This window comes from Geodermatophilus normandii, from assembly GCF_003182485.1.
Classification (GTDB): Bacteria; Actinomycetota; Actinomycetes; order Mycobacteriales; family Geodermatophilaceae; genus Geodermatophilus; species Geodermatophilus normandii.
The window spans coordinates 1,631,148-1,647,252 of record NZ_QGTX01000001.1; the positions used below are offsets into that span (position 1 = coordinate 1,631,148).

The window sequence follows — 16,105 nt, forward strand, 5'->3', positions numbered from 1 at the left end:
GGGCTCTTCCCGTCGGGGGCTGCTCACGCTCCGGGGGCTCACGCGCCGCGCGCGAGGCGGCCGGGGTGGCGGGGCGGGACGTGCCGCAGGAGGGCCCGGCCGGCGCCGGCCACGAGGACGAGGTCCCCGCCGCGGCCGGCCGCGGTCAGGGCCTCGAGCACGGGGCGCTCGACGGTGGCCGTGCGGATCCGGCCGGTCACGCCGGTCTCGGCGATCGCGCGGACCACCTGGGCCTCGACCCGTCCCAGGGCCGTGGCGCGGGCCCGGTCGCCGGCCGGGCGCTGCCCGGGCAGGGGGCCGTCGCCGGGGTCGACGACGTCGACGGCGAGCACGGTGCCCTCGCGGCGGGCGGCCTCGCGCAGCGCCCAGACCAGGGCGCCGTAGGCGGCGGGCGAGCCGTCGACGTGGACGACGAGCGAGGGAGCGGGCCGGCGGGACAACTGGGGGACGAGCCGGACCGGTTCGACGGGCGGAACGGACCGGTCCTCGGGCGGAACTGAGGCGGTCGAATCTCCCATGCACTGATCCTGACGACGCGGAGCCCGCTCGGACAGGGACCAAGGGCCCGGGACCCCGGGGATCGAGGCCGGTCAGGGGGCCGGTCGTGTTCCGGTGACCACGGAGGTGCCGTCCTCCTCGGGCTCGTGCACGTGCGGGTGCAGGCCCACGCCGGCGAGCACGGCCGCCAGGACGGGTGCCTGCTCCTCGCCCACCTCGGCCAGCAGGACGCCGCCCGCGACGAGCCAGGACGGCGCTCCCGCGGCCACGCGGCGGTGTACGTCGAGGCCGTCGCGGCCGCCGTCGAGGGCGACCCGCGGCTCGTGCAGCCTGGCCTCGGGGGGGAGCAGGGACAGCGCGCCGGTGGGCACGTACGGCGCGTTGACCACCAGGACGTCGACCCGCCCGCGCAGGTCCTCCGGCAGCGCGTCGAACAGGTCGCCGCCGTGCACCTGCCCGCCCACGGGAGCGAGGTTGCGCCGCGCGTACAGGAGGGCAGCGGGGTCGACGTCGGCGGCGTGCAGCCCGCCCAGCCCGACGGCGCCGGCCAGGGCCAGCCCGACCGCGCCGCAGCCGCAGCACAGGTCGACGGCGACCGGTGCCCGGCCGGTCCGCGCGCCGAGGGCCCGCGCCGCGTCGGCCGCCCGGGCCACCAGGGCCGCGGTGCGCCGGCGGGGTACGAAGACCCCCGGGCCGACGACGACCCGCAGGCCGCAGAACTCCACCTCGCCGAGCAGGTGCTCCAGCGGCTCCCCGGCCACCCGCCGTCCGACGAGGTCCGCCAGCTCGGCGGGCGTGGTCGCGGCGGCGGTGAGCAGGCGGGCCTCGTCCTCGGCGAAGACGCACCCGGCGGCGCGCAGCCGGGCGACGAGCGTGTCGTCGGGAGGAGGTGGCACGGGCCCCAGGCTGCCAGCCGCGCCGGACGTCAGACGACCGCCACCAGCGCGCGCAGCGGCGCGGGGACCGTCGCCGGCTCGAGCCGCTCGACCGGGACGCGCGCGTGGCGGGCCCTGCGCCCCGCTGGTGGTCCCCCGGGACCGGTGCAGCTGCCGCTCCGGCGTGCGGTCACGCTGCGCCGTCGGCGCGGGCCGCTGACCGTGCTCGGCGACGGGCGCCCCGCGGAGGGGCGGTCGGGCGACCGGGTCGCCGGCCGGGCGGAGGAGGGAGAGCGGGTGACGAGAATCGAACTCGCACTGTCAGCTTGGGAAGCTGATGTTCTGCCATTGAACTACACCCGCGGTGGCCTCGCGGCCGTCTCCCAGCCTAGCAAGTGCCCGGCCACCGGTCTGCCGACCGGGTCCCGGAGAAACCCCGGCGGGGGATGTCGAGAACCGGTGCGCGGCTCCGTCCCTGCAGTACACACGGCCACGAGGGCCGTACCCCACCGAGGAGACCGACATGGCCAAGTACCTGCTGCTCAAGCACTACCGCGGCGCGCCGACGCCGGTGAACGACGTGCCGATGGACCGCTGGACGCCGGAGGAGGTCGCGGCCCACGTGCAGTACATGGAGGACTTCGCCGCCCGGCTCGAGGGCACCGGCGAGTTCGTCGACGGTCAGGCGCTCTCCCCGGAGGGCACGTGGGTCCGCTCCGACGGCGAGGGGCGGCCCCCGGTCACCGACGGTCCCTTCGCGGAGACCAAGGACCTCATCGCCGGCTGGATGGTGATCGACGTCGACACCTACGAGCGGGCGCTCGAGCTGGCCGGTGAGCTGTCCGCGGCCCCGGGGGCGGGCGGCGAGCCGATCCACGAGTGGCTCGAGGTCCGCCCCCTCCTCGGCGCCGCACCGACCATCACGGAGTGACGCCGGTGGACGAGGCGCTCCTCCGGGCGGTGGTCCCCACCGTGATCGGGGTCCTCGGCCGCCGCGGAGCCGACTTCGCGGCGGCCGAGGACGCCGTCCAGGACGCGCTCGTCGAGGCCGTGCGCGTGTGGCCGGACGACCCGCCGCGGGACCCGAGGGGATGGCTGGTGGCCGTCGCGTGGCGCAGGTACCTCGACGCCGTCCGCGCCGACACCTCCCGGCGGCGGCGTGAGGAGCGGGTCGAGGACGAACCGGAGCCCGGGCCGGCCGCGACGGCGGACGACACGCTGCAGCTGTACTTCCTGTGCGCCCACCCGTCGCTGACCCCGGCGTCGGCGGTCGCGCTCACGCTGCGGGCGGTCGGCGGACTGACCACGCGGCAGGTCGCGCAGGCCTACCTCGTGCCCGAGGCGACCATGGCGCAGCGCATCAGCCGCGCCAAGCGGACCGTCTCGGGCGCCCGGTTCGACCGGCCCGGCGACGTCGCCACCGTGCTGCGGGTGCTCTACCTCGTCTTCAACGAGGGCTACTCCGGCGACGTCGACCTCGCCGCCGAGGCGATCCGCCTGACGCGCCAGCTCGCCGCGGCGGTCGACCACGAGGAGGTGGCCGGCCTGCTCGCGCTCATGCTGCTGCACCACGCGCGGCGCCCCGCACGGACCCGGCCCGACGGCAGCCTGGTGCCCCTCGCCGAGCAGGACCGCGGCCGGTGGGACACCCGGCTGATCGCCGAGGGCGTCGACCTCCTCCAGGGCGCCCTTGCCCGGGACCGGTTGGGGGAGTTCCAGGCGCAGGCCGCGATCGCCGCCCTGCACGCCGACGCGCGCACCGCCGAGGAGACCGACTGGGTGCAGATCGCCGAGTGGTACGACGAGCTGGTCCGGCTCACCGGCAGCCCGGTCGCCCGCCTCAACCGCGCCGTCGCGGTCGGCGAGGCCGACGGTCCGCGGGCGGGCCTGGCCGCCCTGGCGGAGCTCGACCCGTCCCTGCCCAGGTACGCCGCCGTCGCGGCGTACCTGCACGAGCGGGACGGCGACCCGGTCACCGCCGCCCGGCTCTACGCCGAGGCCGCCCGGTCGGCGCCGAACCTGGCCGAGCGCGACCACCTCACGCGCCGGGCGGCCCGGCTCAACACGGAGCGGCGGGGGTGAGGGCGCGGGTCAGGCCGCGGGGCGGGGGCTGCGGATCGTCACCGTCGTCCCCGCCGGGCCCGGCACGGCCGTGACGTCGGCGAACGCGCTCATCAGCATCGAGCCGCGGCCGCGGTCCATGCTCGACGTCCGCTCCTTCCACTGGCCGTGGTCGCGCACCGCGATCTCCACCGCGCCGTCGTCGAGCGTCACCCCGACGTCGACGACGGGCTCGAGGGGGTCCTGCGCGTGCTCGACGGCGTTGGTGGCGGCCTCGCAGGCGGCCAGCACGAGGTCGTGGACGCGGTCCTCGTCCAGTCCGGCGTCGAGGAGCAGCGCCTGGAGCCGGCGGCGCAGCGCCGGGATCGACGACGCGCGGGAGGCGAACCGCCAGGTCGTCGTCGTGGCGCCGGGCGCCCGGGACGGGGCCTGCGGCAGCGGGACGGTGTCCGGGAGCGACCCGGCCGTGCGCGGCCGCGGCGGCGGGGGAGCGGGCACGGCGGCGGCCGGCGTCGCGGGCGGGAGCACCGGCCCGCGCCGGCCCCGCGAGCGCTCGAGCACCGCGCGCAGTCGCCCGAGCAGCTCCGCGGACTCGAACGGCTTGGGCAGGTAGTCGTCGACGCCGGCGTCGAAGCCCTCCACGGCGGCCTCCTGCCCGGCCCGCGCGGTGAGCATGACCACCGGCACGGCGCGCGTGCCCGGGTCGGCGCGCAGGGCGCGGAGCAGCCCGAAGCCGTCGAGGCCGGGCATCATCACGTCGCTCAGCACCACGTCGGGGCACACCCGCGCGACGTCGCGCAGCGCCTCCTCGCCGTCGCGCGCCGTCCGCACCGTCCACGACGGCGACAGCAGCCGGGTGAGGTAGGCGCGCATGTCGGCGTTGTCGTCGACCACGAGCACGGTGCCCAGCGGGCCGGCGGCCGAGCCCGACCAGCCCAGGTCGTCGTCCCAGGGGGTCAGCGCGGCCGCGCGGACCCCGGCCGGTGACGGGGCGGCGCGGTGTCGGTGTCGGGCTCGCCGAAGGGCAGCCGGACGGTGAACGTGCTGCCCGTGCCGGGCTCGCTCTCGGCCGCCACGGTCCCGCCGTGCAGCCCGACCAGCTCGCGGACCATCGCCAGGCCGAGCCCGGTGCCCTCGCGGCTGCGCGCGGGGGAGTCGGGCACCCGGTGGAACCGCTCGAACAGCGCCGGCAGCTCGCCGGCCGGGATGCCCACGCCGGTGTCGGAGACCCGCAGCACCACCTGGTCACCGTCCGGGCGCAGGGAGACGGTGATGCGACCGACGAAGGTGTACTTGACCGCGTTGGCGACGAGGTTGAGGACGACCTTCTCCCACATCCGCGGGTCGACCGCGGCGGGGCGGGCAGCGGCGGGCAGTCGACGACGAGCGTCAGCCCGGCCCGCTCGGCGGCGGCGCGCAGCACGCCGGCCAGCTCGGCGGTGGTCGCGGCCAGGTCGGTGGCCACCCGGACCGCCGCGGTGCGCCCGGCCTCGATGCTGACGAACTCCAGCAGGTCGTCGACCAGGCGCTTGAGCCGCTGGCCGTTGCGCAGGGCGAGGGTGAGCTGGTCGCGGACGGGTGCCGGCAGCTGCCCACCGGACTCGGTGAGGGCATCGGTGATCGGCCCCAGCAGCAGGGTCAGCGGCGTGCGCAGCTCGTGGCTGACGTTGGAGAAGAAGGTGGTCTTGGCGCGGTCGAGCTCGGCGAGCGCCTCGGCGCGGGCGCGCTCGGCGGCGTAGGCGCGCGCGTCGGTGACGGCGCCGGCGACCTGCGCGGCCAGCAGCTGGTGGAAGGTCCGGTACTCCTCGTCCAGCGCGCGGTTGGGACTGACGCCGACCAGCAGCGCCCCGACCGGCTCGCGTCCGGCGCCGCCCGACAGCGGCAGCGCCACCGCCGCGGTCACCTCGTCGCCGAACGGCCCGCCGGGCACGTGCAGCGCGGCGGCGTCGACGTCCCGGAGGTCGGCGGCCTGCCGTGCGGTCCCCGGCAGCGCGCCGTCGTCGACGCCGACGGTGGCCACCCGGTGCAGCCGGGAGTCCTCGCCGGTGAGGTAGACGGCGGCGAAGGGCACGTCGAGCGGGGCGGCGGCGAGCGCGCCGCACACCTGGGCGGCGAGGTCGCGCTCGTCCTCGCGGCGCCCGGCCGCGGTGGAGACCTCGTGCAGCAGCCGCTGCCGTCGCTCGGCCACCACCTGCCGGGTGACCTCGGTGCACACCGCGTGCATCCCGGCGACCTCGCCGTCGTCGCCGAAGGCGGGGGCGTGGGAGACGGTGAAGTAGGTCTCCTCGCGGTAGCCGGCGCGCTCGAGCAGCAGGAGCAGCTGCGGGATCCACGAGGCCTCGCGGGTGGCCATCGCGTGCTCGACCGGCTGCTGCAGCGCCGTCCAGCCCTCCGCCAGCGTGATCCGCAGGTCGTCGCCGATGGCGCCGGGGTGCTTGGCGCCGATGAGCTCGGCGTAGGCGTCGTTGTAGAACTGCGTGTACTCCGGTCCCCAGGTCAGGATCATGGGGAAGCGCGAGGCCAGGACGGTGCGCACGGCGTAGCGCAGGCTGGCCGGCCAGTTCTGCACCGGCCCGATCGGCGTCGTCGACCAGTCGAAGGCCGCCATCAGGCGCCCGTTCTCGCTGCCGCCGGCGAAGACGTCCTCCGTGCGGGGGCCGGGCGCGACGTCCTGGATCCCGGTCCCCGCGACGGGATCCGGTGCCACGCACACCTCCAGGCACACGAGTGCGGGCGCCGGGCGGGGACCCCGCCGTGGCGTCGGGACGTCGGGAGCCGAAGCGGCTCACCGTTCGCTGCACGGTACATGCGCCCCTGGGGCGGCCGCGGTCCCGCCGCAGAGGTCAGCGCCGCGTGACGGCGACGGCCGGGCCGGGGGAGCCCCCGGCCCGGCCGTCGCTCCCGCGGGGGCCTCAGGCGCGCAGCACCGCGCCACGGCAGGACGACGAGCAGTCCAGCGACCAGACCGACGCCGGCACCGCGTCCCACCGGGCCGAGCGGACCAGCCGCAGGTCGCCCGGGCCCGTCACCTCGGACGGCGTCGTCGGAGCCGCGCCGCCGTTCCCGCCGCCCGGGGTGGGGCCGCTGCCGGCACCGGGGGACGGCTGCGTGGTCGTCGGCGGCGTGGTCGTCGGCGGGGGCGTCGTGCCGCCGGTGCCCGGGGTGGGCGTGGTGCCTCCCGTGGTCGCCGCGACGTACTCGAGGACGCTGCGGAGCACCTCGGACCGGCCGTCGGGGGCGAAGACGGTGACGTCGTACCGCCCGGCGACCCGGGCCGGCGTCCGGAACACGACCTCGCTGGTGCTGGAGCGGACCACGGTGGCCGCGCCGGACGTCCCGACGAGCACGCGGGCGCCCACCGGGAGGGCCAGGCCGGCCACGCGGACCTCGGTCCCGCCGGTCACCGACACCCGCACCGGGCTGATGGACGTGATGCCGAAGGTTCCGGTGCCCGGGTAGGTCTGCTGGCCGCCGGTGCCGGGGTCGGCGTGGTGGTGCCGGGGTCGGTCGTGCCGGGGTCGGGGTCCCCGGCGTGCTGCTCCCGGGGTTGGTGGTCCCGGCGTCGTGGTCCCCGGCGTGGTGGTGGCGTGGTGGTGCCGGGGTGGTGCTGCCGGGGGTCGTCGTGCCGGGCGTCGGGGTCCTCGGCGTGGTGGTGCCGGGGGTGGTGCCGGGGTCGTGGTGCCGGGGTGGTGGTGCCGGCGTCGTGGTCCCGGGTTGGTCGTGCCCGGGTCGGTGGTGCCGGGCGTCGGGTCCTCGGCGTGGTCGTGCCGGGGTCGTGGTGCCCGGGTTGGTGGTTGGTGGTGCCGGGTTGGTGGTGCCCGGCGTCGTGGTCCCCGGCGTCGTGGTACCCGGGTTGGTCGTGCCCGGCGTCGGCGTCCCGCCGATCCCACTGTCCACGGGGCCGGCGAGCCGACCACGAGCGGGGCCGCACGGGGGGAACCGACCGGCTCGCCGTCGCGGGTGAGCTGGACGGTGAGCACGTAGCGGCCCTCGGGGAGGGTCGCCGACGGTGCCAGGACCAGGCCGTCGAGCGAGGTGCGGGCGCCGAGGGAGAAGGTGGCCTGTCCCTCGGCGTCCGTGGGGACGGTCGCGCCGTCGAGGGCGAGCGGGAGGTCGGCGACGGCCCAGGTGCTGCCCTGGTGACGCACGCCCAGGCCCAGCGTGACGCTGAAGGCGCCCGGCTCGGTCGTGCCGCTCACCGCGATGGTGGGGCTGACCGTGCCGACCGGGGCGGTCGTGGAGCGGAACGAGTAGTCGACGGCCTCCAGCCCGCGCTCGGCCAGGCCGGTCATCGACAGCCGGCCGCCGCTCACCGACCTGCCCTGGAAGGCGGCGATCGGGTCGGTGTCCTCGAGCAGCGCCTGCTTGAGCTGGTCGATCGTCGCGGTGGGCATGGCGGCCCGGTAGAGACCGAGCGCGGCCGCGACGTGCGGTGCGGCGATCGAAGTCCCGCTCACCACACGCATGCCGCCGTCGTTCCAGGTGGTGGCCACCTTGTTGCCCGGCGCGAACAGGTCCACCGACGTGGCGCCGTAGGCCGACGAGGCGCTCATCGTGTCGGCCGCGGTGCTGGAGCCGACCGTGACGACGTTGGGCTCGGTGTAGCTGGCCGGGTAGAAGAGGCTGCTGTCGCGGTTCCCGGCGTCGTTGCCGGCTGCGGCGACGACGAGCACGCCCTTGGAGGCCGCGTAGGCGATGGCGGCGCGCAGGTCCTCGAGCGCCGTCCCGGTGAACGCGCCGCCCCAGGAGGCGTTGACGACGTCGGCGCCGTGGTCGGCCGCGTAGCGGATCGCCTCAGCGCCCAGGTGTGCGTAGACGGTGTCACCGCTGCCGATGACCAGCGGCATGATCGTCACGTCCGGGGCCACCCCGGCGGACCCGCGGCCGTTGCCAGCCCGGGCGCCGATCACCCCGGCGACGCTCGCGCCGTGCGAGCCCCCTGCACCGTTGTCCACGTCGGCGGAGTTGGTGGCGAAGTTCCAGCCGTGGCAGTCCCCGGCCTTGCCGTTGCCGTCGGTGTCGACCGTGCCGCAGGGCTCGGCCGGGTTGGTCCACAGCGCACCGGCGAGGTCCGGGTGGTCGGAGTCGAAGCCCGAGTCGGTGAGGGCGATGACGACGCCGGCCCCGGTCCCGACCTGCCAGCCGTCCGTGGCGTCCATGTCCGCGTCGGCCACCGCGGTCTGCTGGTAGGCGTTGCTGCCGGTGTTCTCGAGGTTCCAGCCGTACTGCACCGCGTACGGGTCGTCCACGGTCACGGTCCCGAGCAGGGGCACCCGGGGCGAGACCTCGACCGCCGCCACCCCCCGACCGCCGCCAGGTCGTCCGCGGACAGCTCGCCGGTGGCCACGATGGCGCGTCCGTCGCTCAGTCGCTGCGCGTTCGCGACGCCGTCGAGGGCGGTGAGCGTCCCCAACAGTGCTGCGGCGTCGCCGCCGGCCGCCGTCACCACGTAGCGGTCCAGGCCGTCGCCGGGCCCGAAGTCCTCCGCGACGGGGAGGGCCGGTGCGGCCAGGGCGGTGTAGGCGGCGGCGCCGGCGTACCCGGTCACCACGGCCGTGACCAGGACGGCGGCCTGCGCGCGCCTGCTCAGGGTCGACACGTCTGTGCTCCTCCCCGGCCCTGGTCCCCTGCCCGGCCGGCGGCCGGTCCTCCGATGGGCCGGCAGGGGGACCTCGGCGTCCCCGCGGCCGGTCTCGAGCCGGGGCCGGCGGCGGTGACCCGATGGGGGGAGGCGGCGCGCTCCCTAGACTCCGCGCCATGCTGCTGTCCGACCGCGACATCCGCGCCGCGATCGCCGAGGGGCGTCTCGGCATCGAGCCGCACGACGCGGGGCTGGTGCAGCCCTCGAGCATCGACGTCCGGCTCGACCGCTTCTTCCGGGTGTTCAACAACGCCCGGTACACGCACATCGACCCGGCGCAGCAGCAGGACGACCTGACCACGCTGGTCGAGCCCGACGGCGACGAGCCGTTCGTGCTGCACCCCGGGGAGTTCGTCCTCGGCTCCACGCTCGAGGTCGTCTCGATCCCCGACGACCTCGCTGCACGTCTCGAGGGCAAGAGCTCGCTGGGCCGTCTCGGGCTGCTGACCCACTCGACGGCGGGCTTCGTCGACCCCGGCTTCTCGGGGCACATTACGCTGGAGCTGTCCAACGTGGCCAACCTGCCGATCACCCTGTGGCCCGGCATGAAGATCGGCCAGCTGTGCCTGTTCCGGCTCTCCAGCGCGGCCGAGCACCCGTACGGCTCGGAGGTCTACGGCTCCCGCTACCAGGACCAGCGCGGGCCGACGCCGTCGCGGTCGTTCCGCAACTTCAGCCGCGCGGAGACGCGGCGGCCGCAGGGCTGACCCCCGCGGGCGACCAGCCGGGCACCTCGTCGTCGACGTAGCGGTCCCGCGTGACCATCCACCCGGTGACCGTGAGCCCCACCGTGGCGACGGCGATGAGCACGAACATCCCGGTGTAGCCGCCGGTCGCCCCGCGGAGCACGCCGACCAGCAGCGGGCCGGTGCCGGCCAGCACGTACCCCCAGCCCTGGGTGACCGTGGACAGCGCGGCGGTTGTCTCGGGCGTCCGGGCGCGCAGGCCGATGAGCGCCAGCACCATGCTGAAGGTGCCCATGCCGACGGCGAGCACGCTCATCCACAGCCACGGCAGGGTGCGCGGCGCCATCCACAGCCCGGTCCAGCCGACGGCGTAGCAGGCCATGAACCCCAGCAGCAGCGGCCGCTGCCAGCGCTGCCGGACGGTGAGCGACGGGACGACGGCGTTGACCGGGATGACGACGACGGAGTTGATCCCGAGCAGCAGGCCCGCGGCCGCGGCGCTGAGCCCCGAGTCGCGCAGGTACTGCGCCGACCAGCCCATGACCACGTAGGCCTGCATCGCCTGCAGCCCGAAGAAGGCGGCCATGGTGAGCGCCAGCGGGCTGCGCGCCAGCGGGCGCATCCGCACCGCGCGGTGCTCCGCGCGGCCGGCGCCGGGCTGGCGCGGGGTGAGGAACCACGGCACCGCCGCGACGAGCGCCAGCACCGCCCAGACGCCCAGTGCCCAGCGCCAGCCGCCCGGGCCGACCGCGGCGGCGATCGGGGCGGTCGACACCGCGGCGACGGCGCCGCCGATGGCCATGCTGGCGCTGTAGGCACCGATCAGCAGCCCTGTCCGCTCGGGGAACCAGCGCTTGACCAGGCCGGGCAGCAGCACGTTGCCCAGCGCCCCGCCGACCATCGCCAGCACGGTGCCGGCGATGAACAGCGGGAAGGAGTCGACGACGGCTCGCAGCACGAGCCCGGCGGCCATGGTCAGCAGCGCGCCGGCGAGCACGTGCGCGTCCCGGAACCGCGCGGCCAGCGGCGGCCCGGCGAAGCCGATGGCCGCGAAGCACAGCACCGGCAGCGTCGTCACCACGCCGGCCGCGGCGCTGGAGACGCCGAGGCCCTCCTCGAGCTCCTCGAGCACCGGCCCGACCGTGCTCACCGCCGTCCGCAGGTTCGCGGCGGTCAGCACGATCGCGATCGCGACGAGCAGCAGGCCGCGCCGGGAGTCGCCGGCCGTGGGGATCGGGGGAGCGTCGTCGGCCGTGCGGGTCACCCGTCGATGGTCCCCCCGCCCCTCGCGACGGCCGGAGGCGGGTGCAGAGGACAACCGTTCAGGCGCGCAGGCCGGTCCGCGTCGTCGCCTCGAAGCGCGGGAGCACCTGCGGCACCCGCCGCCACAGCAGCCGCTGCAGGTCGAGGGTCACCACGGCGGCCGCGACGATGCCGGCCAGGTTGATGCCCAGCTGCAGCGCGGCCCGCCAGAACTCGGCGCCGCCGCCCAGCGCCAGGGAGACCGCCATGTCCGCGGCGGCCGGCACCGTCGTCACGGAGATGAACACGCCGACCAGCGCGCCGCTCTTCGCCGACGTCAGCGACAGCACGCCCGCGATCCCGGCGAGCACCGCGACCACCGCCGACCAGTGGTCGGGCGCGGTGATGAAGCCGGTCTGCGGGCGGTCCATGGTGAGCACCTCGGGGCCGAACCAGCCCAGGCCGCGGCCGGCCAGCGTGAGCAGGGCCGTGGCCGCGATCGCCACGACGAAGCCGACGGCCAGCGCCCGGGCCGCGGCCCGGGCGATGCCCGGGCGGCGGTGGACCAGCGCGACGGCCAGCCCGGCCAGCGGGGCGAACTCGGGGCCGAGCACCATCGCGCCGATCACCAGGATCGCCGAGTCGTTGACGATCGCGACGGCGGCCAGCAGCGTCGCGATGGTCAGGAACGACAGGTAGGAGACCGACAGCGACGAGTCCGCCGCCGTCGTCCGCACCACCTGCTCCCACACGACGGCGTCCGAGCCGTCGCCCGGGGCGTCCTCCTCGGCGCGCTCGGCGCTCGCCGACACGGCGGTGTCGACCGCCTCGATGGCGATCCCGCCGTCGCGGTCGACGTGCAGCGCGCGCAGGCCGGCCACCAGCGGGTCGGCGGACTCACGCGCGACGTCGGCCAGGACGAGGTCGCCGGGCGGGGAGACCGAGGCGCCCGGCAGCACGGCGAGGTGCGCCGTCCCGGGGCAGCGGTCGAACAGGTCCCGGACGTCGTCGGCGCGGTCGGGCGGGACGGTCACCCGCAGCTGCAGCAGCACGCGGGCCGTTCTACCGGAGAGCGAGGCGCTCCGGACGACGGACGCCGCCGGCGAGGAGGTGCCTCGCCGACGGCGTCCGTCGGGGTGGTGCTGGTGGCCAGGCGGTGATCAGGCCTGGCCGTGACCCGTGGCGGCCGAGCCGGTGCCGGCGATGTCGTCGTCGGCGGTGCCGACCTCGGCGCCGTGCTCGGTGCCCGGGGTGCCGACCGGCGCCATCGAGCGGAGCAGGATCTGGCTGACGTCGAGGACCTCGACGTGCTCGGCCGCCTCGCCGTTCTGCTTCTTCGACGTCAGGGCGTCCGACAGCATCGTGATGCAGAACGGGCACGCGGTGGAGATGACGTCCGGGTCGAGGCCGAGGGCCTCCTCGGTGCGCTCCACGTTGATCCGCTTGCCGATCTTCTCCTCCATCCACATGCGCGCGCCGCCGGCGCCGCAGCAGAAGCCGCGGTCCTTGCAGCGGTGCATCTCCTGGGTGGAGAGGCCCTGCACGCTGTCGAGGATCTCCCGCGGCGGCGTGTAGACCTTGTTGTGCCGGCCGAGGAAGCACGGGTCGTGGTAGGTGACCTTGCGGTCGACCGGGGTGACCGGGGTGAGCCGGCCCTCCTCCACCAGCTGGCTGAGCAGCTGCGTGTGGTGCACGACCTCGTACTCGCCGCCGACCTGCGGGTACTCGCGGCCCAGCGAGTTGAAGCAGTGCGGGCAGGTGGTGACGATCTTGCGGGTGCCCGGCACGCGGCCCTCGAAGACGCCGTTGAGGGTCTCGACGTTCTCCTGCGCCATCATCTGGAAGACGAACTCGTTGCCCATGCGGCGGGCCGGGTCGCCCGAGCAGGTCTCGCCCGAGCCCAGGACGGCGAACTCGACGCCGGCGGTGTTCAGCAGCTCGGCGACGGCCTTGGTGACCTTCTTGGCGCGGTCGTCGATGGCGCCGGCGCAGCCGACCCAGAACAGGTACTCGACGTCGTAGGGCAGCGGGCCGTCGGCCATGCGGACCTCGAAGTCGACCTCCTTGATCCAGTCATCGCGGGTGCTGGGGCTCACGCCCCAGGGGTTGCCGCGGTTCTCGAGGTTGCGCAGCATCACGCCGGCCTCGGACGGGAAGTTCGACTCGATGAGCACCTGGTAGCGGCGCATGTCCTCGATGTGGTCGACGTGCTCGATGTCGACCGGGCACTGCTCCACGCAGGCGCCGCAGTTGGTGCAGCTCCACAGGACGTCGGGGTCGATGACCCCGCCCTCCTCGAGGGTGCCCACCAGCGGGCGGTGCGCCTGCGCGTCGTTGGTGCCCTCGATGCGGGCGTAGCCCGACGCCCAGACCTGCTCGTCACTGGGCTTGAGGACGTCGTAGTCGGGCGCGGTCTCCGACGCCGTCTTCTCGCCGAGCAGGTACGGGGCCTTGGCGTACAGGTGGTCCCGCAGGTCCATGATCACCATCTTGGGGGACAGTGGCTTGCCCGTGTTCCAGGCAGGGCACTGGCTCTGGCACCGCCCGCACTCGGTGCAGGTGGTGAAGTCGAGCATCCCCTTCCAGGTGAAGTCCTCGATCTTGCCGCGACCGAAGACGTCGTCCTCGCCCGGGTCCTCGAAGTCGATCGGCTTGCCGTTCGAGGTCATGGGCTGCAGCGGGCCGAGCGCGACGGTGCCGTCGTCGTTCCGCTTGAAGTAGATGTTCGGGAACGCGCTGAACCGGTGCCAGGCGACGCCCATGTTGAGCGTGCGGCTGAGCACGACCAGCCAGACCAGCGAGACGACGATCTTGACGAACGCGACGACGCTGAGCAGGTCGGGGCTGTCGGGCAGCACGGTGGCCAGCAGGCCCGAGACCGGGTGCGACCAGGCCGGTGCCTCGGTGAGGTCCGAGGAGATCTTCAGCGCCCGGATCAGCAGGATGCAGACGCCGACGGTCAGGACGACGGCCTCGACGAAGTAGCCGCGGCCCTCGTTGGAGCCGGCGAAGCGGCTGGTGCGGCCCTGCCGGCGCGGGTGGTCCTTCTGGCGCCGGTAGATCAGGTACAGGATGCCGAGGATCGTGCCGGTGCCGATGAGGTCGGCGAACAGGTTCCACAGGCTCCACTCGCCGAGGATCGGCAGGTGGAACGCCGGGTTCCAGACCTCGCCGAATGCCTCGACCAGGGTGAGGAACAGGCCGTAGAAGCCCACGAACACGAACCAGTGGGCGGCGCCGATGGCCGACCACTTGAGCATCCGGGTGTGGCCGAGCGACTCGACCAGCAGGGTCTTGATCCGCGGGCCGAACGGCCCGAAGCGGCTGCTGTCGGCCTGGCCGGTGCGGATGATCCGGACCATCGCCCGGACGGCCTTGTAGGCGAAGACCACCGACACGATGAGGAACAGCACGCTGATCGTGCCGAGCACGATCTGCAGGGGGCCCGTCATGATTCCCTCTCCCCACGCCTTCCGGCGTCGGTTGACTCCGTCCGCACCGGCCGGCGAGAGGGGTCTCGCCGCCGTCACCGGCCCGCGGGGCCGGCGGCGGATCGCGCGCGGGCGGCTGTGCCCACGCAGGCCAGCACGATAGCTGGCCGAGACACAGGTTACTCGTCGGTAACCGTGGGCGCCGCGCCCCGATCCGACCCCCTCCGGCGGTGCTGGGCGTCCACCCGCCCGGGCGCCGACCTGCGCGTTCGCGGTGTGCGGCAGGTCGTGGAACACCTCGTGGGCGTGTTTCCGGACCGGCGCCGACCGCCGGGGAGGTGACCGGGCTCACCGCCCCGGGTCACGCCCCGGTCACCACCGCTCGGGGCTGGATGATCAGGTGACCTGGTCGTGCTGCGTCCGAGCTCAGCGTCGGTGGTGAGCCACGACCCATCACGGCGAGCTGGGACGGCGTCGCTGGGCCGTCCACAGATCTCAGGTGGGCCTCGTCCCGGCCGCCGCCGGCCTCGAAGACTGCCGACGTGCACCCGGACCTCGCGGCTCTCGCCGCCGCACGACTCGGCGTCTTCACCGCTCGGGAGGCCGTGCGCGTCGGCTACCGGCCCGACGAGATCCGCTCCGAGCTCGGCTCCCGTCGCTGGCACTGGCTGCGCCGGGGCGTCTACATCGGTGCGCAGGACCTCGTGCCTGCCGAGCGGGATGCGCGCGTGCGACACCTCGTCGACTGCACCGCGGTGCTGCTGTCCCTGGCTCCCGGACCGGCGATCAGCCACGCCTCGGCCGCGCGGCTGCACCGGTTGGTGCTCCCGGGCGACGTCGACGGCGCCGTGCGGCTCACCGACCCGGTCCAGTGGCGGCGCGGGCGGGGCTACGTCGTCGCGCGGGCGTCTCTGCCGGACGGTGACCTGGGACGTGTCCTCGGCTTCGGGGTGACCGTCCCCGCGCGCACCCTCGTCGACTGCGCCCGCGAGTGGGGCGTCACGGACGCGGTCGTCGCCATGGACGCGGCGCTGCACGACCGGGTCGTCGACCGTGAGGACCTGCGGGCCGCCGTCCTCCGGGCCACGCACTGGGTCGGTGTCGGCGACGCGGCCCGGGCGTTCGGCCTGGCCGACGGGCGAGCGGAGTCGCCTCTCGAGTCCCGCGGCCGGCTCGCGCTGCTCGAGGCGGGGCTCCCGTGCCCCGAGCTGCAGGTCGAGGTCCACGGTCCGCGGGGCTTCGTCGCTCGGGTCGACGCCTGGTACGAGGAGGCCGGCGTCGCGGTCGAGTTCGACGGCAGGGTGAAGTACCTCGATCCCGTCGACGGTCGGGAGGTGGGCGAGGTCCTCTGGCGGGAGAAGCGGCGCGAGGACCGGTTGCGGGAGCTGGGCATCCGCGTGGTCCGCCTCGCGCGGGAGGACGTCGCGCCCCGGAGGCGAAGGGAGCTCGCCGTCCGGGTCGGCGTCCTGCTCGCCGAGCCGATGGCCGGGGTCCGGCGCTTCCGTGTCGTCCGGACGGGCCAACCGGGGCGCGGCGACTCCGTGGCCGCTGCGTCGTCCTAGCTCAGCGCCGTGCGTCCTGGCTCGCCGTCGACGCTGAGCCAGGACGCGGCACGATCAGGTCACCTGATCATCCGTGCGCCGCCGACCCCGGGAACACCTGCGCGCGGTC

Annotated in this window: 14 protein-coding genes, 1 tRNA gene and 1 pseudogene; 5 read left to right on the plus strand and 11 right to left on the minus strand. The window is 75.4% G+C overall.

The window, feature by feature from the left end; translation table 11 throughout:
* Positions 1-38: 38 nt before the first annotated feature.
* The 3 genes from JD79_RS08045 to JD79_RS08055 all read right to left on the minus strand — a co-directional run bounded on the left by JD79_RS08045 (position 39) and on the right by JD79_RS08055 (position 1,736).
* Complete coding sequence (locus tag JD79_RS08045; protein ID WP_110005102.1) at positions 39-518, minus strand: universal stress protein; 480 nt, start codon at positions 516-518, stop codon at positions 39-41.
* A 72-nt stretch (positions 519-590) separates the two neighbouring features.
* Entirely contained in the window at positions 591-1,394 is an 804-nt protein-coding gene (locus JD79_RS08050) for a putative protein N(5)-glutamine methyltransferase (protein WP_110005103.1), read from the minus strand.
* A 271-nt stretch (positions 1,395-1,665) separates the two neighbouring features.
* Positions 1,666-1,736: transfer RNA gene (locus JD79_RS08055), tRNA-Gly, on the minus strand.
* 160 nt (positions 1,737-1,896) lie between these two features.
* Here JD79_RS08055 and JD79_RS08060 point away from each other — a divergent pair.
* Together JD79_RS08060 and JD79_RS08065 are read left to right on the plus strand one after the other, a co-directional pair.
* Positions 1,897-2,304: a YciI family protein gene (locus JD79_RS08060; protein ID WP_110005104.1), complete on the plus strand. Its 408-nt coding sequence runs from the start codon at positions 1,897-1,899 to the stop codon at positions 2,302-2,304.
* Positions 2,301-3,455: an RNA polymerase sigma factor gene (locus JD79_RS08065; protein ID WP_245899920.1), complete on the plus strand. Its 1,155-nt coding sequence runs from the start codon at positions 2,301-2,303 to the stop codon at positions 3,453-3,455. The genes JD79_RS08060 and JD79_RS08065 overlap by 4 nt, the downstream gene beginning before the upstream one ends.
* Positions 3,456-3,464: 9 nt before the next feature.
* Here JD79_RS08065 and JD79_RS23620 read toward each other — a convergent pair whose 3' ends face one another.
* The 3 genes and pseudogenes from JD79_RS23620 to JD79_RS23630 form a co-directional block, all read right to left on the minus strand.
* Positions 3,465-4,334 (minus strand): response regulator, encoded by an 870-nt coding sequence (locus JD79_RS23620; protein WP_245899921.1) that lies wholly within the window; start codon positions 4,332-4,334, stop codon positions 3,465-3,467.
* Between the two features lie 56 nt (positions 4,335-4,390).
* On the minus strand, positions 4,391-4,771 hold the full coding sequence (locus JD79_RS23625; RefSeq protein WP_110005106.1) for a sensor histidine kinase: 381 nt from the start codon (positions 4,769-4,771) through the stop codon (positions 4,391-4,393).
* A gap of 206 nt (positions 4,772-4,977) precedes the next feature.
* Positions 4,978-5,088 (minus strand): annotated as a pseudogene (locus tag JD79_RS23630) (hypothetical protein); the annotation flags it as partial.
* A 3-nt stretch (positions 5,089-5,091) separates the two neighbouring features.
* Here JD79_RS23630 and JD79_RS23635 point away from each other — a divergent pair.
* On the plus strand, positions 5,092-6,291 hold the full coding sequence (locus tag JD79_RS23635) for a hypothetical protein (RefSeq protein WP_245899922.1): 1,200 nt from the start codon (positions 5,092-5,094) through the stop codon (positions 6,289-6,291).
* Positions 6,292-6,346: 55 nt separating this feature from the next.
* Here the strand turns inward: JD79_RS23635 and JD79_RS08085 are convergent, their stop codons facing one another.
* Positions 6,347-8,707: a S8 family serine peptidase gene (locus JD79_RS08085; protein WP_170149150.1), complete on the minus strand. Its 2,361-nt coding sequence runs from the start codon at positions 8,705-8,707 to the stop codon at positions 6,347-6,349.
* A complete protein-coding gene (locus JD79_RS08090; RefSeq protein ID WP_110005108.1) occupies positions 8,686-9,033 on the minus strand; it encodes a hypothetical protein in 348 nt (115 codons plus the stop codon). Before JD79_RS08090 ends, JD79_RS08085 begins: the two co-directional genes overlap by 22 nt.
* A gap of 158 nt (positions 9,034-9,191) precedes the next feature.
* Here JD79_RS08090 and dcd point away from each other — a divergent pair, with 158 nt between their 5' ends.
* Complete coding sequence (gene dcd / locus JD79_RS08095; RefSeq protein ID WP_110005109.1) at positions 9,192-9,782, plus strand: dCTP deaminase; 591 nt, start codon at positions 9,192-9,194, stop codon at positions 9,780-9,782.
* Here dcd and JD79_RS08100 read toward each other — a convergent pair.
* The 3 genes from JD79_RS08100 to JD79_RS08110 form a co-directional block, all read right to left on the minus strand.
* Complete coding sequence (locus JD79_RS08100; protein WP_110005110.1) at positions 9,748-11,025, minus strand: MFS transporter; 1,278 nt, start codon at positions 11,023-11,025, stop codon at positions 9,748-9,750. The genes dcd and JD79_RS08100 overlap by 35 nt on opposite strands.
* A 58-nt stretch (positions 11,026-11,083) precedes the next feature.
* On the minus strand, positions 11,084-12,055 hold the full coding sequence (locus JD79_RS08105) for a DUF389 domain-containing protein (RefSeq protein ID WP_211307907.1): 972 nt from the start codon (positions 12,053-12,055) through the stop codon (positions 11,084-11,086).
* A gap of 108 nt (positions 12,056-12,163) precedes the next feature.
* Positions 12,164-14,455, minus strand: coding sequence for a (Fe-S)-binding protein (locus tag JD79_RS08110; RefSeq protein WP_110005111.1), 2,292 nt, complete (start codon positions 14,453-14,455; stop codon positions 12,164-12,166).
* Positions 14,456-14,976: 521 nt separating this feature from the next.
* Here JD79_RS08110 and JD79_RS08115 point away from each other — a divergent pair.
* A complete protein-coding gene (locus tag JD79_RS08115) occupies positions 14,977-15,996 on the plus strand; it encodes a hypothetical protein (RefSeq protein WP_110005112.1) in 1,020 nt (339 codons plus the stop codon).
* Positions 15,997-16,105 lie beyond the last annotated feature (109 nt).

What these genes read in the sequence shown, in the direction of transcription:
- JD79_RS08110 (WP_110005111.1), bottom strand. Translation starts at nt 14,455, where the DNA reads ATGACGGGCCCCCTGCAGATCGTGCTCGGCACGATCAGCGTGCTGTTC.
- JD79_RS23625 (WP_110005106.1), bottom strand. Translation starts at nt 4,771, where the DNA reads ATGTGGGAGAAGGTCGTCCTCAACCTCGTCGCCAACGCGGTCAAGTAC.
- JD79_RS08060 (WP_110005104.1), top strand. Translation starts at nt 1,897, where the DNA reads ATGGCCAAGTACCTGCTGCTCAAGCACTACCGCGGCGCGCCGACGCCG.
- dcd (WP_110005109.1), top strand. Translation starts at nt 9,192, where the DNA reads ATGCTGCTGTCCGACCGCGACATCCGCGCCGCGATCGCCGAGGGGCGT.
- JD79_RS08045 (WP_110005102.1), bottom strand. Translation starts at nt 518, where the DNA reads ATGGGAGATTCGACCGCCTCAGTTCCGCCCGAGGACCGGTCCGTTCCG.